At 68.9% G+C, this 17107-nt stretch carries 18 protein-coding genes; 5 read left to right on the forward strand and 13 right to left on the reverse strand.

Translation table 11 applies throughout. From position 1 onward, the window contains the following. Positions 1-2 precede the first annotated feature (2 nt). Positions 3-347, forward strand: a complete 345-nt coding sequence (locus RJ05_RS13750) for a PPOX class F420-dependent oxidoreductase (RefSeq protein ID WP_081597314.1) — start codon at positions 3-5, stop codon at positions 345-347. A gap of 93 nt (positions 348-440) precedes the next feature. Here the strand turns inward: RJ05_RS13750 and RJ05_RS13755 are convergent, their stop codons facing one another. After that, positions 441-1568, reverse strand: a complete 1128-nt coding sequence (locus RJ05_RS13755) for a M24 family metallopeptidase (protein ID WP_036537524.1) — start codon at positions 1566-1568, stop codon at positions 441-443. A gap of 133 nt (positions 1569-1701) precedes the next feature. On the opposite strand from RJ05_RS13755, the gene RJ05_RS13760 reads away from it, so the two are divergent. Next, a complete protein-coding gene (locus RJ05_RS13760) occupies positions 1702-2673 on the forward strand; it encodes a 5'-3' exonuclease (RefSeq protein WP_036537525.1) in 972 nt (323 codons plus the stop codon). A gap of 84 nt (positions 2674-2757) precedes the next feature. Further along, the gene (locus RJ05_RS13765) at positions 2758-3324 is read left to right on the forward strand and encodes a histidine phosphatase family protein (protein ID WP_051016549.1); all 567 of its coding nucleotides are present in this window, start codon (positions 2758-2760) and stop codon (positions 3322-3324) included. A 71-nt stretch (positions 3325-3395) separates the two neighbouring features. Here RJ05_RS13765 and RJ05_RS13770 read toward each other — a convergent pair whose 3' ends face one another. The 7 genes from RJ05_RS13770 to RJ05_RS13800 form a co-directional block, all read right to left on the reverse strand. After that, positions 3396-4160: a DUF4333 domain-containing protein gene (locus RJ05_RS13770; RefSeq protein WP_036537526.1), complete on the reverse strand. Its 765-nt coding sequence runs from the start codon at positions 4158-4160 to the stop codon at positions 3396-3398. A 77-nt stretch (positions 4161-4237) separates the two neighbouring features. Then, the gene (locus RJ05_RS13775) at positions 4238-6937 is read right to left on the reverse strand and encodes a DEAD/DEAH box helicase (RefSeq protein WP_036537527.1); all 2700 of its coding nucleotides are present in this window, start codon (positions 6935-6937) and stop codon (positions 4238-4240) included. A 3-nt stretch (positions 6938-6940) separates the two neighbouring features. Next, positions 6941-7912, reverse strand: a complete 972-nt coding sequence (tatC, locus tag RJ05_RS13780) for a twin-arginine translocase subunit TatC (protein WP_036537528.1) — start codon at positions 7910-7912, stop codon at positions 6941-6943. A 123-nt stretch (positions 7913-8035) separates the two neighbouring features. Next, entirely contained in the window at positions 8036-8305 is a 270-nt protein-coding gene (gene tatA / locus RJ05_RS13785; protein WP_036537529.1) for a Sec-independent protein translocase subunit TatA, read from the reverse strand. A gap of 106 nt (positions 8306-8411) precedes the next feature. Next, the gene (locus RJ05_RS13790; RefSeq protein WP_234012197.1) at positions 8412-9440 is read right to left on the reverse strand and encodes a 2-dehydropantoate 2-reductase; all 1029 of its coding nucleotides are present in this window, start codon (positions 9438-9440) and stop codon (positions 8412-8414) included. After that, complete coding sequence (locus RJ05_RS13795) at positions 9437-10411, reverse strand: helix-turn-helix transcriptional regulator (protein ID WP_036537530.1); 975 nt, start codon at positions 10409-10411, stop codon at positions 9437-9439. The genes RJ05_RS13790 and RJ05_RS13795 overlap by 4 nt, the downstream gene beginning before the upstream one ends. 25 nt (positions 10412-10436) lie before the next feature. After that, entirely contained in the window at positions 10437-11432 is a 996-nt protein-coding gene (locus tag RJ05_RS13800; protein WP_081597315.1) for a helix-turn-helix transcriptional regulator, read from the reverse strand. A gap of 103 nt (positions 11433-11535) precedes the next feature. Here RJ05_RS13800 and RJ05_RS13805 point away from each other — a divergent pair, with 103 nt between their 5' ends. After that, positions 11536-11832 carry an MTH1187 family thiamine-binding protein gene (locus RJ05_RS13805; protein WP_036537532.1) on the forward strand — a complete coding sequence of 99 codons (297 nt, stop codon included), beginning with the start codon at positions 11536-11538 and terminating at the stop codon, positions 11830-11832. Between the two features lie 18 nt (positions 11833-11850). On the opposite strand, the gene pafA is transcribed toward RJ05_RS13805, so the two are convergent. Beyond that, complete coding sequence (pafA, locus tag RJ05_RS13810; protein WP_181062422.1) at positions 11851-13209, reverse strand: Pup--protein ligase; 1359 nt, start codon at positions 13207-13209, stop codon at positions 11851-11853. 106 nt (positions 13210-13315) lie between these two features. Between pafA and RJ05_RS32310 the strand changes: the two genes are divergently transcribed. Further along, a complete protein-coding gene (locus RJ05_RS32310) occupies positions 13316-13438 on the forward strand; it encodes a hypothetical protein (RefSeq protein WP_255220939.1) in 123 nt (40 codons plus the stop codon). A gap of 60 nt (positions 13439-13498) precedes the next feature. On the opposite strand, the gene prcA is transcribed toward RJ05_RS32310, so the two are convergent. The 4 genes from prcA to dop all read right to left on the reverse strand — a co-directional run bounded on the left by prcA (position 13499) and on the right by dop (position 17044). Continuing rightward, on the reverse strand, positions 13499-14284 hold the full coding sequence (prcA, locus tag RJ05_RS13815; protein ID WP_036537534.1) for a proteasome subunit alpha: 786 nt from the start codon (positions 14282-14284) through the stop codon (positions 13499-13501). 37 nt (positions 14285-14321) lie between these two features. After that, the gene (gene prcB / locus RJ05_RS13820) at positions 14322-15173 is read right to left on the reverse strand and encodes a proteasome subunit beta (RefSeq protein WP_036537535.1); all 852 of its coding nucleotides are present in this window, start codon (positions 15171-15173) and stop codon (positions 14322-14324) included. Beyond that, positions 15170-15364 (reverse strand): ubiquitin-like protein Pup, encoded by a 195-nt coding sequence (locus tag RJ05_RS13825; protein ID WP_014351559.1) that lies wholly within the window; start codon positions 15362-15364, stop codon positions 15170-15172. Before RJ05_RS13825 ends, prcB begins: the two co-directional genes overlap by 4 nt. Positions 15365-15544: 180 nt before the next feature. Then, positions 15545-17044 (reverse strand): depupylase/deamidase Dop, encoded by a 1500-nt coding sequence (gene dop, locus RJ05_RS13830; RefSeq protein WP_036537537.1) that lies wholly within the window; start codon positions 17042-17044, stop codon positions 15545-15547. Between the last annotated feature and the right edge of the window lie 63 nt (positions 17045-17107).

The raw sequence follows: 17107 nt of genomic DNA on the forward strand, positions 1-17107 counted from the left end.
ATCTGGCCACCCTCACCACGCTGCGCGCCGACGGCACACCGCATGTGGTGGCCGTCGGGTTCACCTGGGATGCCGAGGCCGGGATCGCGCGCATCATCACCAATGACGGGTCGGTGAAGGTGCGCAATGTCCGCAGGTCCGGATATGCGGCGGTCAGCCAGGTCGACGGGATCCGCTGGCTGACGCTCGAGGGCCCGGCGACCGTGCTCGACGATCCGGTCAGCGTCGGTGAAGCGGTGCAGCGGTATGCGGGGCGCTACCGGGTGCCGCGCGAGAATCCGACGCGCGTGGTCATCGCGATTCAGGTGCAGCGAGTGCTGTCGAGCAGCACACTGCGTGGCGAGTGAGCGCGCACGTTCTCGTGGGCGGCCAGCGGCTGGAACGGCCGGAGCCGCCCGGGCGGGCGCGCAGGTCGGCGACCGGCATGCGGGTCCGCGAGCTCAGAGCACGGTGAGCCCGTGCGGGCGCTGATTCATCGGTTCGGCACCGTCCTCGGTGACCACCACGATGTCCTCGATCCGCGCGCCCCACTCGCCCCGGAAGTAGATGCCGGGTTCCACGCTGAATGCCATGCCGGGCCGCAACTCGAGCGTGTTGCCGGCGACGATGTAGGGCTCTTCGTGCACCGACAGGCCGATGCCGTGGCCGGTGCGGTGCACGAACGCCTCGCCGAGACCGGCCGCCTCCAGCGGTTCCCGGGCGGCGGCGTCGACCGATTCGGCGGTGACGCCGGGGCGCACCGCGGCCACCGCCGCCGCCTGGGCCTCTTCGAGTTCGGCGAAGCGGGCGGCCACCTCGGCGCTGGGTTCGCCGAGAACATAGGTGCGCGTGCAATCGGAGTTGTAGCCGGTAGCGACCGGGCCGCCGATGTCGATGACGACCACATCGCCCTGGTGCAGCCGCCGCTCGGACTTCATGTGGTGCGGGTCCGCGCCGTGCGGACCACTGCCGACGATGATGAACTCGGCTTCGGCATGCCCCTCGGCGATGATCGCCTTCTCGATATCCGCGGCGACCTCGGCCTCCGTACGTCCCGGCAGCAGCCATTCACCCATCCGGGCGTGCACGCGGTCGATCGCGGCACCGGCTTCCCGCAACGCCTCGATCTCGGCGGCATCTTTGATCATGCGCAGCTCCCGCAGCACCGGCGTGGCCGAGGCCGGCAGGCCGCTGAAGGATTCGGCGAGCGGAATCAGATGCAGGGCGGGCATCGAATCGGTGACAGCGACACGGGATCCGACATGCAATGCCGACTTCACGATCTGGTACGGATCGACTCCGTCGACCCAATCGTGGACCTGCAAACCCAGCTCCGACGCCGCAGAGCCCTCCAGCGAGGCCAGCTCCAGCTTCGGGATCACCACCGACGGCGTGCCCTTGTCGGCGGGGATCACCAGGCAGGTCAGCCGCTCGACCGAGTCGGCGGCCGAGCCGATCAGATAGCGCAGGTCCGGGCCCGGGGTGATGAGCAGGGCGTCGAGGTGGGCCTTGCGCATCAGCTGCACCGCGCGCTCGAGCCGGTCGGCGTAGACGTCCGCCGCGAATCGTGAATCCGTGTGCGAGCTCATACCGCCCGACGTTACCCGTAGGACGGGCCGCTCGGATCGACTCCGGCCGTTCGGTGTTGCTGGAAAGTCGCAGACCGGCCGGCCTCCGGGTGTGTGCCGCGGCCATGTCGGACCAGGCGGGTAACCTCGGCCCGTGACGTCAGCCGCTCCCGCCACCGGTCCCCTGCTGCTGCTCGACGGTGCCAGTCTCTGGTTCCGCGCCTTCCACGCCATCCCGGAGAAGATCACCGCCCCCGACGGCCGCTCGGTGAACGCGCTGCGCGGCTTCACCGACATGGTCGCGGCCCTGATCACCCGTCACTCGCCCAGCCGGCTGGTGGTGGGCCTGGACCTCGATTGGCGGCCACAGTTCCGGGTCGATCTGGTACCGACGTACAAGACCCATCGCCTCGACACCTCCGCCGCGGCCGCGCCCGGCGCCGAGGAGGTGCCCGACCGGCTCACCCCGCAGGTGGCGATGATCCTCGAGGTGCTGGCGGCGGCCGGGATCGCCACCGGCGGCGCCGAAGGTCTCGAAGCCGACGATGTGCTCGGTACGCTCGCGACCCGTGAGCCGACCGATGAGGTGATCGTGGTGAGCGGCGACCGCGATCTGCTGCAACTGGTTCGTGATACGCCACAGCCTCCGGTGCGGGTGCTCTACGTCGGCCGTGGCCTGGCCAAGGCCGAGCTGTTCGGCCCGGCCGAAGTGTCCGCGAAATACGGTGTGCCACTGCAGAACGCGGGCCCCGCCTATGCCGATATGGCGACGCTGCGCGGCGATGCTTCCGACGGCCTGCCCGGAGTCCCTGGTATCGGCGAGAAGTCGGCGTCGACACTCATCAGCCGCTTCGGTTCCTTGGAGGCGTTGCGCGCTGCCGTCGACGACCCGGCCGCCGACCTCTCCCAGAGCGTGCGCACCAAACTCCGTGCCGCCGAGGCCTATTTGACCGCCGCCGCCCCCGTGGTCCGGGTGGTCCGCGACGCCGACGTCACCCTCTCCCGCTCCGACGTCCTCCCCACCGCCCCGGTCGACCCCGACCGCCTGCGCGAGCTGGCCGTCACCTACAACGCCGACAGCCCCATCACCCGTCTCATCACCGCTATGGGCGCGCCGCGCGGCTGATCAGCGCGACGGGCGCCCGGTGAGTACGTCGATCGGAAGCCCTTCGGCCGCAGTGGATCTCCTGCGAAGCCGCACAATCGACGCATGCGACCAACAGTCCTGCTCGTCCGGCACGCCGACGCCGGAACACCCCACGCCGACGGACCGGACGACCACCACCGCGCACTGACCCCCTCCGGCCGAGACTCGGCCCGGCGCCTCGTCCCGCAGCTGCTCGCGCTCGGCCCGACCGCGGTGGTGTCGAGCCCGTACCTGCGTGCGGTGCAGACCGTTGCGCCCAGCGCGCAGGCGGCAGGCCTGGCCGTGCGCACGGATCCAGCGCTGCGGGAATGGGATTCGGGCATCCCACCGGTACCGGACTATGCGCGCTGGTACGCGCGGAGTTGGGCACAACCGGGCATGGCTCGGCCCGGTGGCGAAAGCCTGCGGCAACTGTCGTCCAGGGCGGTAACGGCGCTGAGCCTATGGTCGGATGGAGCGTGCGGGCCACTGGTGGTCGGCAGCCACGGGACGTTCATCGCCGCCGCACTCGCCGGATATGGAATCGCCGGCATCGGGTGGCCGTTCGTGCGGGCCATGCCGATGCCGGCGATCTACCGATTGGAGTTCGGTGCCAGCGGTGCGGTGGTCGTCGCGGGCCCCGGGCTCTGAGGCGCAGGCGACCACGTCCGTCCGCCGGACCTGCCGGGCAACACCCCGGAACGAGGCTGCCCGGTCGCGGATCAGCTCGGGCGGCCGACCTCGTAGGTGCCGTCGTCCTTGGTGATCTTGACGCTGACCTTCTTGGCCTCACCGCTGACCTTCAGGTCGCAGGTGAAGGTGGCGTCGACCTTGACTTCTTGGCCTGCGGGGCAGGAGACATCGCTGACGTCTTCGATGCCGTAGGACTCCGAGAGCACCTTCTGCACACCGGACTGCACGGCCGCCTGGTCGAGTTCGTCCTTGGCGGTGAGCAGCAGGATGAGGGCGACGATGCCGCCGACGATCGCCACACCGAGCACCGCGAGGCCGATGATCAGGCCTTTGCTCTTTCCGCCGCCGCTGCCGCCGCTCTGCTGGAGGGGCTGCTGCGGCTGGTTCGGGTTCCACTGCTGGCCCTGCTGGCCCCAATCCTGCTGCGGCTGCTGGGGTTGACCCCACTGCTGCTGCGGCTGCTGTTGCGGCTGGCCCCACTGCTGCTGGGGTTGCTGCTGCGGCTGGGCCCACGGCTGGCTCTGCGGCTGGCTGGGCTGCTGTGGCTGCTGGGGCTGACCCCACTGCGGCTGACCGGGCTGCTGGGGCTGGTTGGGCTGCCCCCACTGCTGCTGCGAGCCCTGCTCACCGCCGCCCCACTGCTGGGTGGGCTGCGCCGCGGCCGGCTGCTGGCCGCCCCACTGCTGGGTCGGGCCGGCCCCGCCGGGCGCCTGCTGTCCACCCCAGTGCTGGGTGGGATCGTTGCGTCCCTCCCCGGGACCAGGGGCGTCGTTCGGTCCGTACGGGCCGCTCATCTGGTTGCCTCCACTCGCATCGGTACACACACGGTAGCCCCCCGCGTGCGAAAGAAATCAAATCACAAACGCTTTTCTCACGCGGCGTCCACCGCGACGACACCCCGCCGAATCGCCCGCACCGCTTTGGCCGCGGTGGCCGCGACCTCCACGTCATCGGCGGTGTTGTGGATCTGGTCGAGCAGGTCGATCACCTGACGACACCAGCGCACGAAATCGCCTGCCGACAGCGGCGCACCCTGGTCGCCGCTGGCGAGCAACGACTCGGCCAACCCGTCGCCGCGAGCCCAGGTGTGGATACCGGTGACGAATCCGAGATCGGGTTCCCTGGTGGGCGCGAGCTTGTGCCTGGCCTCGTCGGTGCGCAGCTGCGACCACACGCCGACGGTGGCCCCGACCGCACGGCGCACCGGTTCGGTGGGACCGGAGGCACCGAGATAGCCGCCCTCCTGGCGCGATTCGTAGACCAGGATCGATACCACGGCCGCCAGTTCGGCGGGGCCGAGCCCGCGCCACAGCCCCTGGCGCAAGCATTCGGCGACCAGCAGATCGCTTTCGGCGTAGATCCGGGCGAGCCTGCGCCCGTCCTGAGTGACCTCACCCTCGTGTACGAATCCGCGTTCCTCCAGCAGACCGAGGATCCGGTCGAAGGTGCGGGCCAGCGAGTTGGTGGTGGCGGCAACCTTCTGGCGCATGGTGTCGGTTTCCCGCGACAGCCGCGCATACCGTTCGCCGATCCGGCTGAGCTGCTCCCGGTCGGGCCGGTGGTGCGCGGGGTGGGCGCGCAGGCTGCGCCGCAGGGTGGCCAGTTCGCGATCCTCGCCCGCGCGGGCGCGCTGGCTGCGTCGCTGCCGTCCCGGCGCGGCGATGCCGGTGCTGCGCAGGGCCGAGGCCAGATCACGGCGGGTCCGGGCGGTGCGGTGATCGACCCGGCGCGGCAGCCGCATGTGCCCGAGAGCCTGGGCCGGCACCGGGAAGTCGGCGACCGAGATCCGCCCGGCCCACTTGTCCTCGGTGAGTACCAGCGGCCGCGGATCCCCCGGCGTGGCATCGGGTTCGAGGATCACCGCGAGCCCGGCACGACGCCCGGACGGAATCGCGACGACGTCACCGCGCCGCAGCGAGGTGAGCGCCGCGACCGAAGCCCCGCGCCGATCGGCCCTGCCCTGCTGTTCCAGCTGACGCTCGCGCTGCTTGATCCGCTCCCGCAACGAGAAGTACTCGAAGAAGTCGCCCTCGACCCCACCCAGTTGAGTGGCCAGCTTGCGCAGCTGATTCTCGTTGCGCTCGATCCCGCGCACCAACCCGACCACCGAGCGGTCGGCCTGGAACTGCGCGAACGAGCGTTCCAGCAGAGCCCGCGCGTCGGCGGCGCCCATCCGGTCGATCAGGTTGATCGACATGTTGTAGCCGGGACGGAACGAGCTGCGCAGCGGGTAGGTGCGGGTGGAGGCGAGGCCGGCCACCGCGCTGGTGTCCACCTCGGGCTGCCACAGCACCACCGCATGCCCCTCGACGTCGATACCGCGACGTCCGGCGCGGCCGGTGAGCTGGGTGTATTCACCGGGGGTGAGCTCGGCGTGCGATTCGCCGTTGAACTTGACCAGCCGCTCCAGCACCACGGTGCGGGCGGGCATGTTGATGCCGAGGGCGAGGGTCTCGGTCGCGAAGACCGCGCGCACCAGCCCGTTGACGAACAACTCTTCCACGGTGTGCCGGAAGGCCGGGAGCATGCCGGCGTGGTGTGCGGCCAGGCCGCGATGCAGCGCCTCCCGCCACTCCCAGTAGCCGAGCACCTCGAGATCGGCCTTGGGCAGCTCACCGGTGTGCTTCTCGATGATCGCGTCGACCTGTTCCTGGTCCTGCCCACGACCCAGATCCAAGCCCGAGCGCAGGCACTGGGCCAGGGCGCCGTCGCATCCGGCGCGGCTGAAGATGAACGTGATGGCGGGCAGCAGCCCTTCCTCGTCCAGCTTGGCCAGTACCTCCGGACGCGGGAGCGGACGGAAGTCGCGGCGGCCGCCACCGCGGCCGCGCGGGCCGCCCCAGGAGTTCATCCGGTCCGCGCTCTCCCGATGCCGGATGTAGCGGACCAGGTCTTCGTCGACGAGCACCTTCTGCTCGGAGGAGTTGCTGTCGAACAGGTCGAACATGCGCCGTCCGACCATGACGTGTTGCCACAGCGGCACCGGACGCGTCTCGTCCACCACCACGGCGGTATCACCGCGCACAGTCTCCATCCAGGCGCCGAATTCTTCGGCGTTCGACACTGTGGCCGAGAGGCTGACCAGCCGCACTTCCGGCGACAGGTGCAGGATGACCTCTTCCCACACCGCGCCGCGGAAGCGGTCGGCCAAATAGTGCACTTCGTCCATCACCACATACGACAGCGCGTGCAACGCGTCGGAGGACGCGTAGAGCATGTTGCGCAGCACTTCGGTCGTCATGACCACGATGGGTGCGTTGGAGTTGATCGACTGGTCGCCGGTCAGCAGCCCGACCTTGGCCCGGCCGTAGCGGGCGGTGAGGTCGGCGTACTTCTGGTTCGACAGCGCCTTGATGGGCGTGGTGTAGAAGCATTTGCCGCCGGTGGCCAGCGCCAGGTGGACCGCGAACTCACCGACGACGGTTTTGCCCGCACCGGTGGGCGCGCACACCAGCACGCTGTGTCCCTCTTCGAGGGCACGGCAGGCCTGCTGCTGGAAGGGGTCCAGCCGGAAGGTCAGATCGGCGGCGAAGCTGTCCAGCTCGCCCGTCAGCGACCGGTTCTGTGTCACCCGTCAGAGCGTATCGGAGTAGTCCGACACGGGACGGCTGGTTTTCTCGGGGGCGGCCACCGGCTCGGCTGGGGTAATGGGATCGGCGGTTCCGACCGGTTCGGGGCCGGCCAATGTCGAGGCCTGCTCGTCGTCGAGCTCGCCCCAGCCTTCGGTGCGCTCGCGGCGGGCGCGGCGGGCGTCGTTGATCCGCGCGAACTGCACCGCGACCTCGAACAGCAGCGTCAGCGCCAGCGCCAGCGCCAGCATCGAGAACGGGTCCTGCGGGGTGACGATGGCAGCGAAGACGAACAGCCCGAAGATGATGCCGCGCCGCCAGGCCTTGAGCCGGGCGTAGGTGAGCACGCCGATCAGGTTGAGCCCGATGATCAGCAGCGGCGTCTCGAAGCTGACGCCGAAGATCACCAGCAGGTTGATGATGAAGCTGAAGTACTCCGAACCGCTCAACGCGGTGATCTGGACGTTGTCGCCGATGGAGAGCAGGAAGCTCAACGCGTGCGCGATCACCACGTAGGCCAGGACCGCACCGGTGACGAACAGCACCGAACCGGAGGCCACGAAGCCGATCGCGTATTTGCGTTCCTTGGCGTACAGACCGGGGGTGATGAACGCCCACAGCTGGTAGAGCCAGATCGGGCAGGCGAGCACGACGCCCGCGGTCATGCCCACTTTCAAGCGCAGCATGAACTGCTCGAACGGCCCGGTGGCCAGCAGGCGGCATTCGCCGTCCGGGGTCAGCGAGGCGCGGGCTTCGGACGGCAGCGCGCAGTAGGGCCCGCGCAAGATCTCGCCGAGGCTTTCGATGCCGAGGAAGGAATGGGCGTACCAGAGGAACCCGAGGACCGTGGTGACCATGACCGCGGCGATCGAGATCAGCAGCCGGGTACGCAGTTCCTGGAGGTGTTCGACCAACGACATGGTGCCGTCGGGATTGGTCCTGCGCCTGCTGCGCCGGGGGTCGAACGGAATTCGCATGGTGTGTGTGGTTGCCCTTGTGCTCGCGTGCCTGGACCGCTCACCGCCGACGCCGAGCGATGGCCGGACGCCAACAGCACAATAGCCGGAGCGAGTTCGAACTCGCTCCGGTCGACGCGTGGGTCAGAGCGTTTTCGACTCGGTGCGCGGCTGATCGGCGGGCGCCGGGTTCGCGGCCTGGCCGGACGGCAACTGCTGAGCGGGGGCCGCAGGCGCAGTGGACGAGGCGGAGCCGGTGTTGCCGCCCTCGTTCTGCATCTGGCTGACCTCGCTCTTGAAGATCCGCAGCGATCGTCCGAGGCTGCGGGCCGCGTCGGGCATCCGCTTCGCGCCGAAGAACATCACGAAGACGACCGCGATGATCAGCCAGTGCCAGATGCTCAGACTGCCCATGTTCTACCTCCAAAGACTGTGATACCCCGATGCTACCGGACCCCTGCGCGGCCGAACCGGCCCGAGGGTCGGAGTTCGCCGGGCGTTCAACCCGGGGCCGAGCTCCTCATCGGACGCGCTGAGCGGCGGCTTCGCGCAAGTGGCCGAGCAGCTCCGGTCCGCTCCACCGACGCTGGTCACCCTGTTCGGCGGCCAGGACGAGTTCGATGAGCCGCTGGTTCACCGGCGTCGGCCGGCCGACCAGCGCACCGAGGCTCACGATTTCACCGCACAACCAGGAGATTTCGGTGCGCCGCCCGGCCGCGAGGTCGTCGGCCATCGACGAGCGCGCCATCGGATCGACGGCCAGCACCCGCCCGGCAACCCGTTCGAAGACCACATCCGGCACGGTGAGCAACCTGGCCATCAGCGCGGGTGGCAGCGCGGTCAGCCGGGCCGGTCGAATTCGCGCACTGTTCATCACCGCGAGCGCCTCACGCTGGGCCAGGGCGAGGCAGCGGCGGTAATCGCGCTGGGCCAGTTCGTCACGCAACGGCAGGCCGGACAGGGCGTTGACCGGGTTGTTCAGGTTCAGCAGCAGTTTGGCCCACTGCACCGGCAGCAGGTCCTCGTGCCGGTCCAGCGGCAGTCCCGCCCGGCGGAAATCGCCGGCGAACCGGTCGAGCGCCGGGTCGTCGTGCACCGCGATCACACCGTCGGTCCCGCGATGGAAATGGCCCCCACCGTGCTGGACCACGTTGAACATCACCATGCCCGCCAGCACCACGCTGCCGGGCAGCACCGTGCGGATCGTGCCGTCGTTGCCGATGCCGTTCTGCAAACTCAGCACCACGGTGCCCGGCCGCAGCCGCCCCGACAGGCTGTGCGCGGCGCTCGCGGTGGCGCCGGACTTCACGGTGATGAGCACCAGATCGGCCGATTCGGCGGCCTCGGGTTCGGTCGCGACGGTGAACCGGTCGGCGGGCACCACCTCGGAACCGCCGTCGAGATCGGTCAGGCGCAGGCCCGAGCTGCTGATCTGGTCCAGGATCGGGCGCCTGCCGACGAAGGTCACCTCGGCGCCCGCCGCTGCCAGCTTCCCGCCGACGAAGGTTCCGATACTGCCGGCGCCGAGCACCATGACCCGATTCGTCACGCCGGGCCCGCCTGTTCCTCGGCCACTTCCTCGTAGGCCGCCAGGGCCGCGTTCGACCGTTCCCGGACGGCGGCGACCAGTTCCGGCGGCCCCAGCACGGTGACCCCGGAACCGAAGCCGAGCAGCAGCCGCGCCATCCAGTCCAGCGTCGCGAACCGCATGGTCGCCTCGATGCTTCCGTCCGGGTGCACGGCCAGCCGCTGGATCGGGTACTGATCCATCACCCAGCCGTAGTCGCCGCGGATCCGCAGCCTGGCCAGCGGCAGCGCCGGATCGTCCTGGAACAGGTCGAGAGCGGCGTCGGTGTCGGCGGCCGCGCTGGGCGGGCGAGCCGGTTCGTCGAGCTCGGTGGCGTCCTCGATCCGGTCGAACCGGAACAGCCGCACCCCTTCGGCCTGACGACACCAGGCCTGCAGGTAACTGTTGTTGTCGACCAGCACGATCCGCACCGGGTCGACGATGCGTTCGGAGACCACATCGCGGCTGGCCGAGTAGTACACCAGCCGCAGCGCGTGCCGGGCCGCCAGCGCCGCGCGCACCGTTGCCACGGCCGGCGCCTCCACCGGCTGCGGTCCGCCCGCCGTCTCGGGGGCGGCGCCGGAAATGGCGGCCTCGATCTTGGCGATCGCCGAGTGGGCGGCGCTCGGATCGACCATGCCCGGTGTGTCCACGATCGAACGCAGCGCCACCAGCAGTGCCGTGGCCTCGGTCGAGGTCAGGCGCAGCGGCCGGTCGATGCCCGCGGAGAAGGTGACGTCGATGCTCTCCTCGGAGAACGACAGGTCGATCAGATCACCGGGTCCGTAACCGGGCAGCCCGCACATCCACAGCTGATTCAGATCGCTCATCAGCTGCTTGGTGGTGACGCCGAGATCGGCGGCGGCTTCGGCGGCACTGATCCCCGGGTGCGCCATCAGGTACGGCACCATATTCAGCAGCCGCGACAGCCGCACCGACAACCGGCTGCTCATACTGCCTCCTCCGGGCGTCGACCGCTCATGCCCGCACCTCCGTGTGATCGAAGACCGACCGCAACCGCGCCACCACATCCTCGCGCAGGTCGGCGGGCGCGAGCACGACGGCGTCGGGGCCAAGCCCGGTGATCAGGCGCGCGATCCAGTCACGCGAGCGGACCGGAACCTCGATGACGGTGCCGGTGCGGCCACCGATGGTGCGGGTGCCGCCTTCGACGCCGAGTCGGCGCAGTTCACGGCCGCGCCCCTCGGCCACCCACACCGTGGCCGAGCCGCTGACCGGGATGCTGCCGGTGACCCGGGTGACGATCTCGCGCAGGTCGACGTCGTCGGGCTTGCGGACCGCGTTGCGCGGACCGTACGCGGTGATCTCGTCGCCGATGCGGGAGAGCCGGAAGGTCCGGGTGGCATTGCGTTCCCGATCGTGGCCCACCAGATACCAGCGGCCATGGTGGGTCACCACACCCCACGGCTCCACATCGCGCATCAGGTACGGCGCGTTGATGGCACCCCGATGCTCGAACCGCACTGCCTGACCGGCGTCGATGGCCGCCAGGAGTTTGCCGAGCACCGGTTCGGATCCGCGGGTGCGCGCCGGGACCGCCGGGACCGAGGCCAAACCCGCCTCTGTTTCCACGTGGATGCCGGCGGCCCGCAACTTGAGCAGCGCTCCTTCGGCGGCGGCGGCGAGTTCGGGCGATTCCCACATCTGCACGGCGACGGCGACGGCCGCGGCTTCGGCGCTGGTCAGGTCGATATCGGGCAGTTCGTAGGCGTCCCGGTTGATCCGGTAGCCCTCCACCGAGGAGAACCGGCTGACCGGACCCACTTCCAGCGGAATGCCCAGATCGCGCAGTTCGTTCTTGTCGCGTTCGAACATCCGGCTGAAGGCTTCGTCGCTGACCGAGTCCTCATATCCCGCGACGCTGTCCCGGATCCGCTCGGCGGTGAGGAACTGCCGGGTCGACAGCAGGGCGATGACCAGATTCATCAACCGCTCGACCTTGGATATCGCCACTCGAACAGGGTAATGCGCCCGGCGCTGTGGTGTTGCGGCGGCGCACGGGTAACGGATTTGGCAGGGTGGGCTCAGCCGAAGAACTCTCCCCGAGGAGTCAGCCGTGATCGTTGCGTTCTCTGTCACCCCGCTCGGCGACGGCGTGGATGTGGGGCGGGCCGTCGCCGAGGCCGTACGCGTGGTGCGTGCGAGCGGGCTGCCCAACCGCACCGACGCCATGTTCACCACCATCGAGGGCGAATGGGATGAAGTGATGGCGGTGGTCAAGCAGGCCACCGACGTCGTTCTCGATGTCGCGCCACGCTGCAGCCTGGTGGTGAAGGCCGATATCCGGCCGGGCGTCACCGATGCGATGACCTCGAAGGTCGAGACGATCGAACGCCATCTCGCCGGCGACTGAACGCCGCCGGCGAGCGCGCTACATCGAGGCGATGAGCCGGTCGACGCGTTCGTCGACCGAGCGGAACGGATCCTTGCACAGCACCGTGCGCTGGGCCTGATCGTTGAGCTTCAGGTGCACCCAGTCGACGGTGAAATCGCGGCCGGCCTCCTGGGCGGCGGTGATGAAGTCGCCGCGCAGCTTGGCCCTGGTGGTCTGCGGCGGGGTTTCCACGGCCGCGTCGACCGCTTCGTCCTCGGTGACCCGCTTGGCCAGACCCTTGCGCTGCAGCAGGTCGAAGACGCCGCGACCACGTTTGATGTCGTGGTAGGCCAGGTCCAGCTGGGCGATCTTCGGGTCGGACAGCTCCATGTTGTAGCGGTCCTGGTACCGCTGGAACAGCTTGCGCTTGATCACCCAGTCGATCTCGGTGTCGACCTTCGCGAAGTCCTGCGCCTCGACCGCGTCGAGGGTGCGGCCCCACAGATCGACCACCTGATCCACCTGGGGATCCCGGTCCCGGTTGCGCAGATGCTCGACGGCGCGGGCGTAGTACTCGCGCTGGATCTCGAGCGCACTGGCCTGGCGACCGCCGGCCAGCCGCACCGGACGCCGGCCGGTGAGGTCGTGGCTGACCTCGCGGATGGCGCGGATCGGATTGTCCAGCGCGAAATCACGGAAGGACACACCCGCCTCGATCATCTCGAGCACCAGCGAGGCCGTGCCGACCTTGAGCATGGTGGTGGTCTCGGACATGTTCGAGTCGCCCACGATCACATGCAACCGCCGGTATTTCTCGGCGTCGGCGTGCGGTTCGTCGCGGGTGTTGATGATCGGGCGCGAGCGGGTGGTCGCCGAGGACACGCCCTCCCAGATGTGCTCGGCGCGCTGCGACAGACAGAAGGTGGCCGCCTTCGGCGTCTGCAAGACCTTGCCCGCACCGCAGATCAGCTGCCTGGTCACCAGGAACGGCAGCAGCACGTCCGAGATCCGGGAGAACTCGCCCGCGCGGACCACGAGGAAATTCTCATGGCAGCCGTAGGAGTTGCCCGCCGAGTCGGTGTTGTTCTTGAACAGGTAGATATCCCCGCCGATACCTTCTTCGGCGAGTCGCTGTTCGGCATCGATGAGCAGTTCCTCGAGCACCCGCTCACCGGCCCGGTCGTGGGTGACCAGCTGGGCCAGGTTGTCGCATTCGGCGGTGGCGTATTCCGGATGCGAGCCGACGTCGAGGTACAACCGGGCGCCGTTGCGGAGGAATACGTTGGAACTGCGACCCCAGGACACCACCCGGCGGAACAGATACCGGGCCACCTCGTCGGGGCTGAGCCTGCGATGTCCGTGGAAGGTGCACGTCACACCGAATTCGGTCTCGATCCCCATGATTCGTCGCTGCACACTATCGACATTACAGCTAGGAACAGCCCCCGCGCGGGGATCGGAGAACCCGTATGTATACGGGTTGGCAACGATTCGGACGGTAATCGTTCGTCCATCAGGCGCCGTGGACGCAGATTTTCGGCACACGGCCGCACGAGAGCCACGCAGCGACCCGACCCGCGTCACCCGTCCCGCGGTGGCGCGGCTGCGCGCGGTGCCGCACCGCGTGCTCGAGGGCGTGCCCTGAAGCCGACTTCGGGTCGTCTGCGACACGATGCGCGCGCCGCAGACGACCCGAATCAGCTGGCTACTTCTCTGCGCCGTCGCCCTCGCCCGCGGCCTCCGCTTGGGCCTCGGCTTCGGCTTCGGTGCCCGCACCGGCGGCCGAGGTGTCCAGCAGCCGCTCCAGCACCGCGGGCCCGATCCGCCGGAACGCCCGGCGAGGACGTGCCTGCTCGAGCGTGGCGACCTCGAGCGAGGAGACACCGAGGACGCGCTTGTCCTTGTCACCCTCGGGTGTCCCGGCCTGCAACGCCTTGACCGCGATGCCGATCGCGCTCGCCAAGTCGAGTCCCGGCCGATACGAGGCCTTCAAGGCGGTGACGATGGGCTCGGTGGTGCCGCCCATGACCACGTATTCGCGCTCGTCCACGATCGAGCCGTCGAAGGTGATCCGGTACAGCACCGCGTTGTTGTCCTGCTCCTGGTAGGCCACCTCGGCGACGCAGATCTCGACCTCGTAGGGCTTGAGCTGGTCGGTGAAGATGGACCCGAGCGCCTGGGCGTAGGCGTTGGCCAGGGCCCGGCCGGTGACGTCGCGGCGGCCGTATTGATAGCCGCGCAGATCGGCCTGCAGGATCCCGCCGCGCCGCAGGTTCTCGAACTCGTTGTACTTACCGACAGCGGCGAAGCCGATCCGGTCGTAGAGCTCGCTCACCTTGTGCAGCGTCGCCGAGGGATTCTCGGCGACGAACACCACGCCCTTGTCGTAGACGAGCACGACGACACTGCGACCGCGGGCGATGCCCTTGCGCGCGAGCTCGGTCTTGTCGCGCATGATCTGCTCGGCCGACGCGTAGTACGGCAGCGTCATTCGCTGGCACTCCTTGCTGTGTCGTGCGGGAGGTCGCTCATCGGGCCTCCTGCGCTGCCTCTCGGTCGGCGACGATGCCGCGCGCGATCTCGGCGAGCCGGTCCTCGGTCACCTCGACCGCACCGTCGTCGTTGATGACGATGGCGGTGGGATAGATGCCGCGCAGCAGATCGGGCCCGCCGGTGGCGGTGTCGTCGTCGGCGGCGTCGAACAACGACTCCACCGCGATGCGCAACGCCCGGTCCTCATCGATGCCCTTGGCGTACAGCTTCTTCAGCGACGACTTGGCGAAATTGGAACCGGAACCGACTGCGGCGTAACCGAATCGCTCCTCGCTCTGTCCGCCCACGACGTCGTAGGAGATGATCCGGCCGACCTTGTCGGGATCGGTGGCCTCCAGGTCGTAACCGACCAGCACCGGCACCACCGCCAGACCCTGTAGGGCCGCGGGCAGGTTGTCGCGCACCATCTTCGACAGCTTGTTCGCCTTGCCGTCGAAGGTCAGCGGGACACCTTCGATCTTCTCGTAGTGCTCGAGTTCCACCGCGAACAACCGCACCATCTCCACGGCCATGCCCGCGGTACCCGCGATGCCGGCCGCCGAGTAGGTGTCGGTGATGTAGACCTTCTCCATATCGCGGCTGGCCAGCAGGTTGCCCTGGGTGGCGCGCCGATCGCCCGCGATGAGCACACCGCCGCGGTAGCTGACCGCGACGATGGTGGTGCCGTGCGGGGCGATATCGCGTGCACCGCCGCCGGGACTACCGGCGGCGTTCACCGCACCGAACCCGTTGCCCGGCAACAGATCGGGTGCGTGCATTCGCAGATGTTCGGAGAAGGACGAGAGGGCGTGCCCCGGGTGGAGACGCAGCGGGTCGCCTGAGGTCACTGGCCGCCTTTCTGCACGTAGGCGCGGACGAAGTCCTCGGCGTTCTCCTCGAGCACATCATCGATCTCGTCGAGCAGGTCGTCGGTGTCCTCCGCCAGCTTCTCGCGCCGCTCCTGACCGGCGGCGTCGACGCCCTCCGGGCCCTCGTCCTCGTCGCCGCCCCCGGCGCGTTTGGTCTGCTCTTGTGCCATGGCAGCCGACCTCCTGTTGTTTCACCACGCCCGGACCCTGGGTGAGCACCGGCCCGGTCGTGCGCAATGTGCGTGCTCGTTCTTCAACACTACCCAGCCGCACCGACACGATGGCGGATTCGGTGAGTGTCGTGACCTCTCACCGGCCCGACGATGAGGTGCGGCGGGCCGGTCACAGCCTTATGTGGTGAGCTGTTCGACCAGTTCGGCGGCGGTGTCGACGCCGTCGAGCAGCTTGCCGACGTGGGCCTTGGTGCCGCGGCGCGGTTCCAGCGTCGGGATACGCACCAGCGAGTCGCCGCCGAGGTCGAAGATCACCGAATCCCAGCTCGCGGCCGCGATATCGGCGCCGAAGCGGCGCAGGCATTCACCGCGGAAATAGGCGCGGGTGTCGGTGGGCGGGTTGGTCATCGCGTCGAGCACCTGCTGTTCGCTGACCAGACGCTTCATCGACCCGCGCGCCACCAGGCGGTTGTACAGACCCTTGTCCAGGCGCACATCGGAGTACTGCAGGTCCATCAGATGCAGTTTCGGCGCACCCCAGTTCAGGCCCTCACGGCTGCGCATGCCCTCGAGCAGGCGCAGTTTGGCCGGCCAGTCGAGCAGGTTGGCGCATTCCATGGGGTCGCGTTCGAGCAGGTCGAGCACCATCGCCCAGTTGTCGAGGATGTCAGCGACGCGCGGATCGTCGTTGCCTTCGCGGTGCACGAACTTGGCGACCCGCTCGTGGTAGAGCCGCTGCAACGCCAGGCCGGTGAGTTCGCGGCCGTCGGCGAGGGCGACGGTGGCGCGCAGGGTGGGGTCGTGGCTGATGGTGTGTACCGCGGTGACCGGACGCGCCAATTGCAGATCCGACAGATCTTCGCCGGATTCGATCAGGTCCAGCACCAGCGCGGTCGTGCCGACCTTGAGATAGGTCGACATCTCGGCGAGGTTGGCGTCGCCGATGATCACGTGCAGCCTGCGGTATTTGTCGGCGTCGGCGTGCGGTTCGTCGCGGGTGTTGATGATGCCGCGCTTGAGCGTGGTCTCCAGGCCGACCTCGACCTCGATGTAGTCCGAGCGCTGCGACAGCTGGAACCCGGCGTGATCGCCGGACTGGCCGATGCCGACGCGGCCGGAACCGCAGATCACCTGCCGGGAGACGAAGAACGGGGTCAGCCCGACGATGATCGAGTTGAACGGAGTGTCCCGGTTCATCAGGTAGTTCTCATGGGTGCCGTAGGAGGCGCCCTTGCCGTCGACGTTGTTCTTGTACAGCTGCAGCCGCGGTGCGCCGGGCACGCTGGAGGCATGCCGCGCGGCGGCCTCCATGACCCGCTCGCCGGCCTTGTCCCAGATCACCGCGTCCAGCGGGTCGGTGACCTCGGGGGCGGAGTATTCGGGGTGGGCGTGGTCGACGTAGAGGCGCGCGCCATTGGTGAGGATCATGTTCGCCGCGCCGACCTCGTCGGCGTCGATCACCGGGGCGGGGCCGTTCATCCGGCTCAGGTCGAATCCACGCGCGTCCCGCAGCGGGGACTCCACCTCGTAGTCCCATCGGGTGCGTTTGGCCCGCGGCACGCCTTCGGCGGCGGCGTAGGCCAGCACCGCCTGGGTGGAGGTGAGGATCGGGTTGGCCGTCGGCTCCGTGGGGGTCGAGATGCCGTATTCGACCTCGATTCCGATGATGCGCTGCATGTGCACGAGCGTAGGCGACGCGACCGGCGACGCGGATGTCATACCGGTCGTGGTACTTCCGGA

The organism is Nocardia cyriacigeorgica NBRC 100375 (genome assembly GCF_000308555.1).
Lineage (GTDB): Bacteria > Actinomycetota > Actinomycetes > Mycobacteriales > Mycobacteriaceae > Nocardia > Nocardia cyriacigeorgica.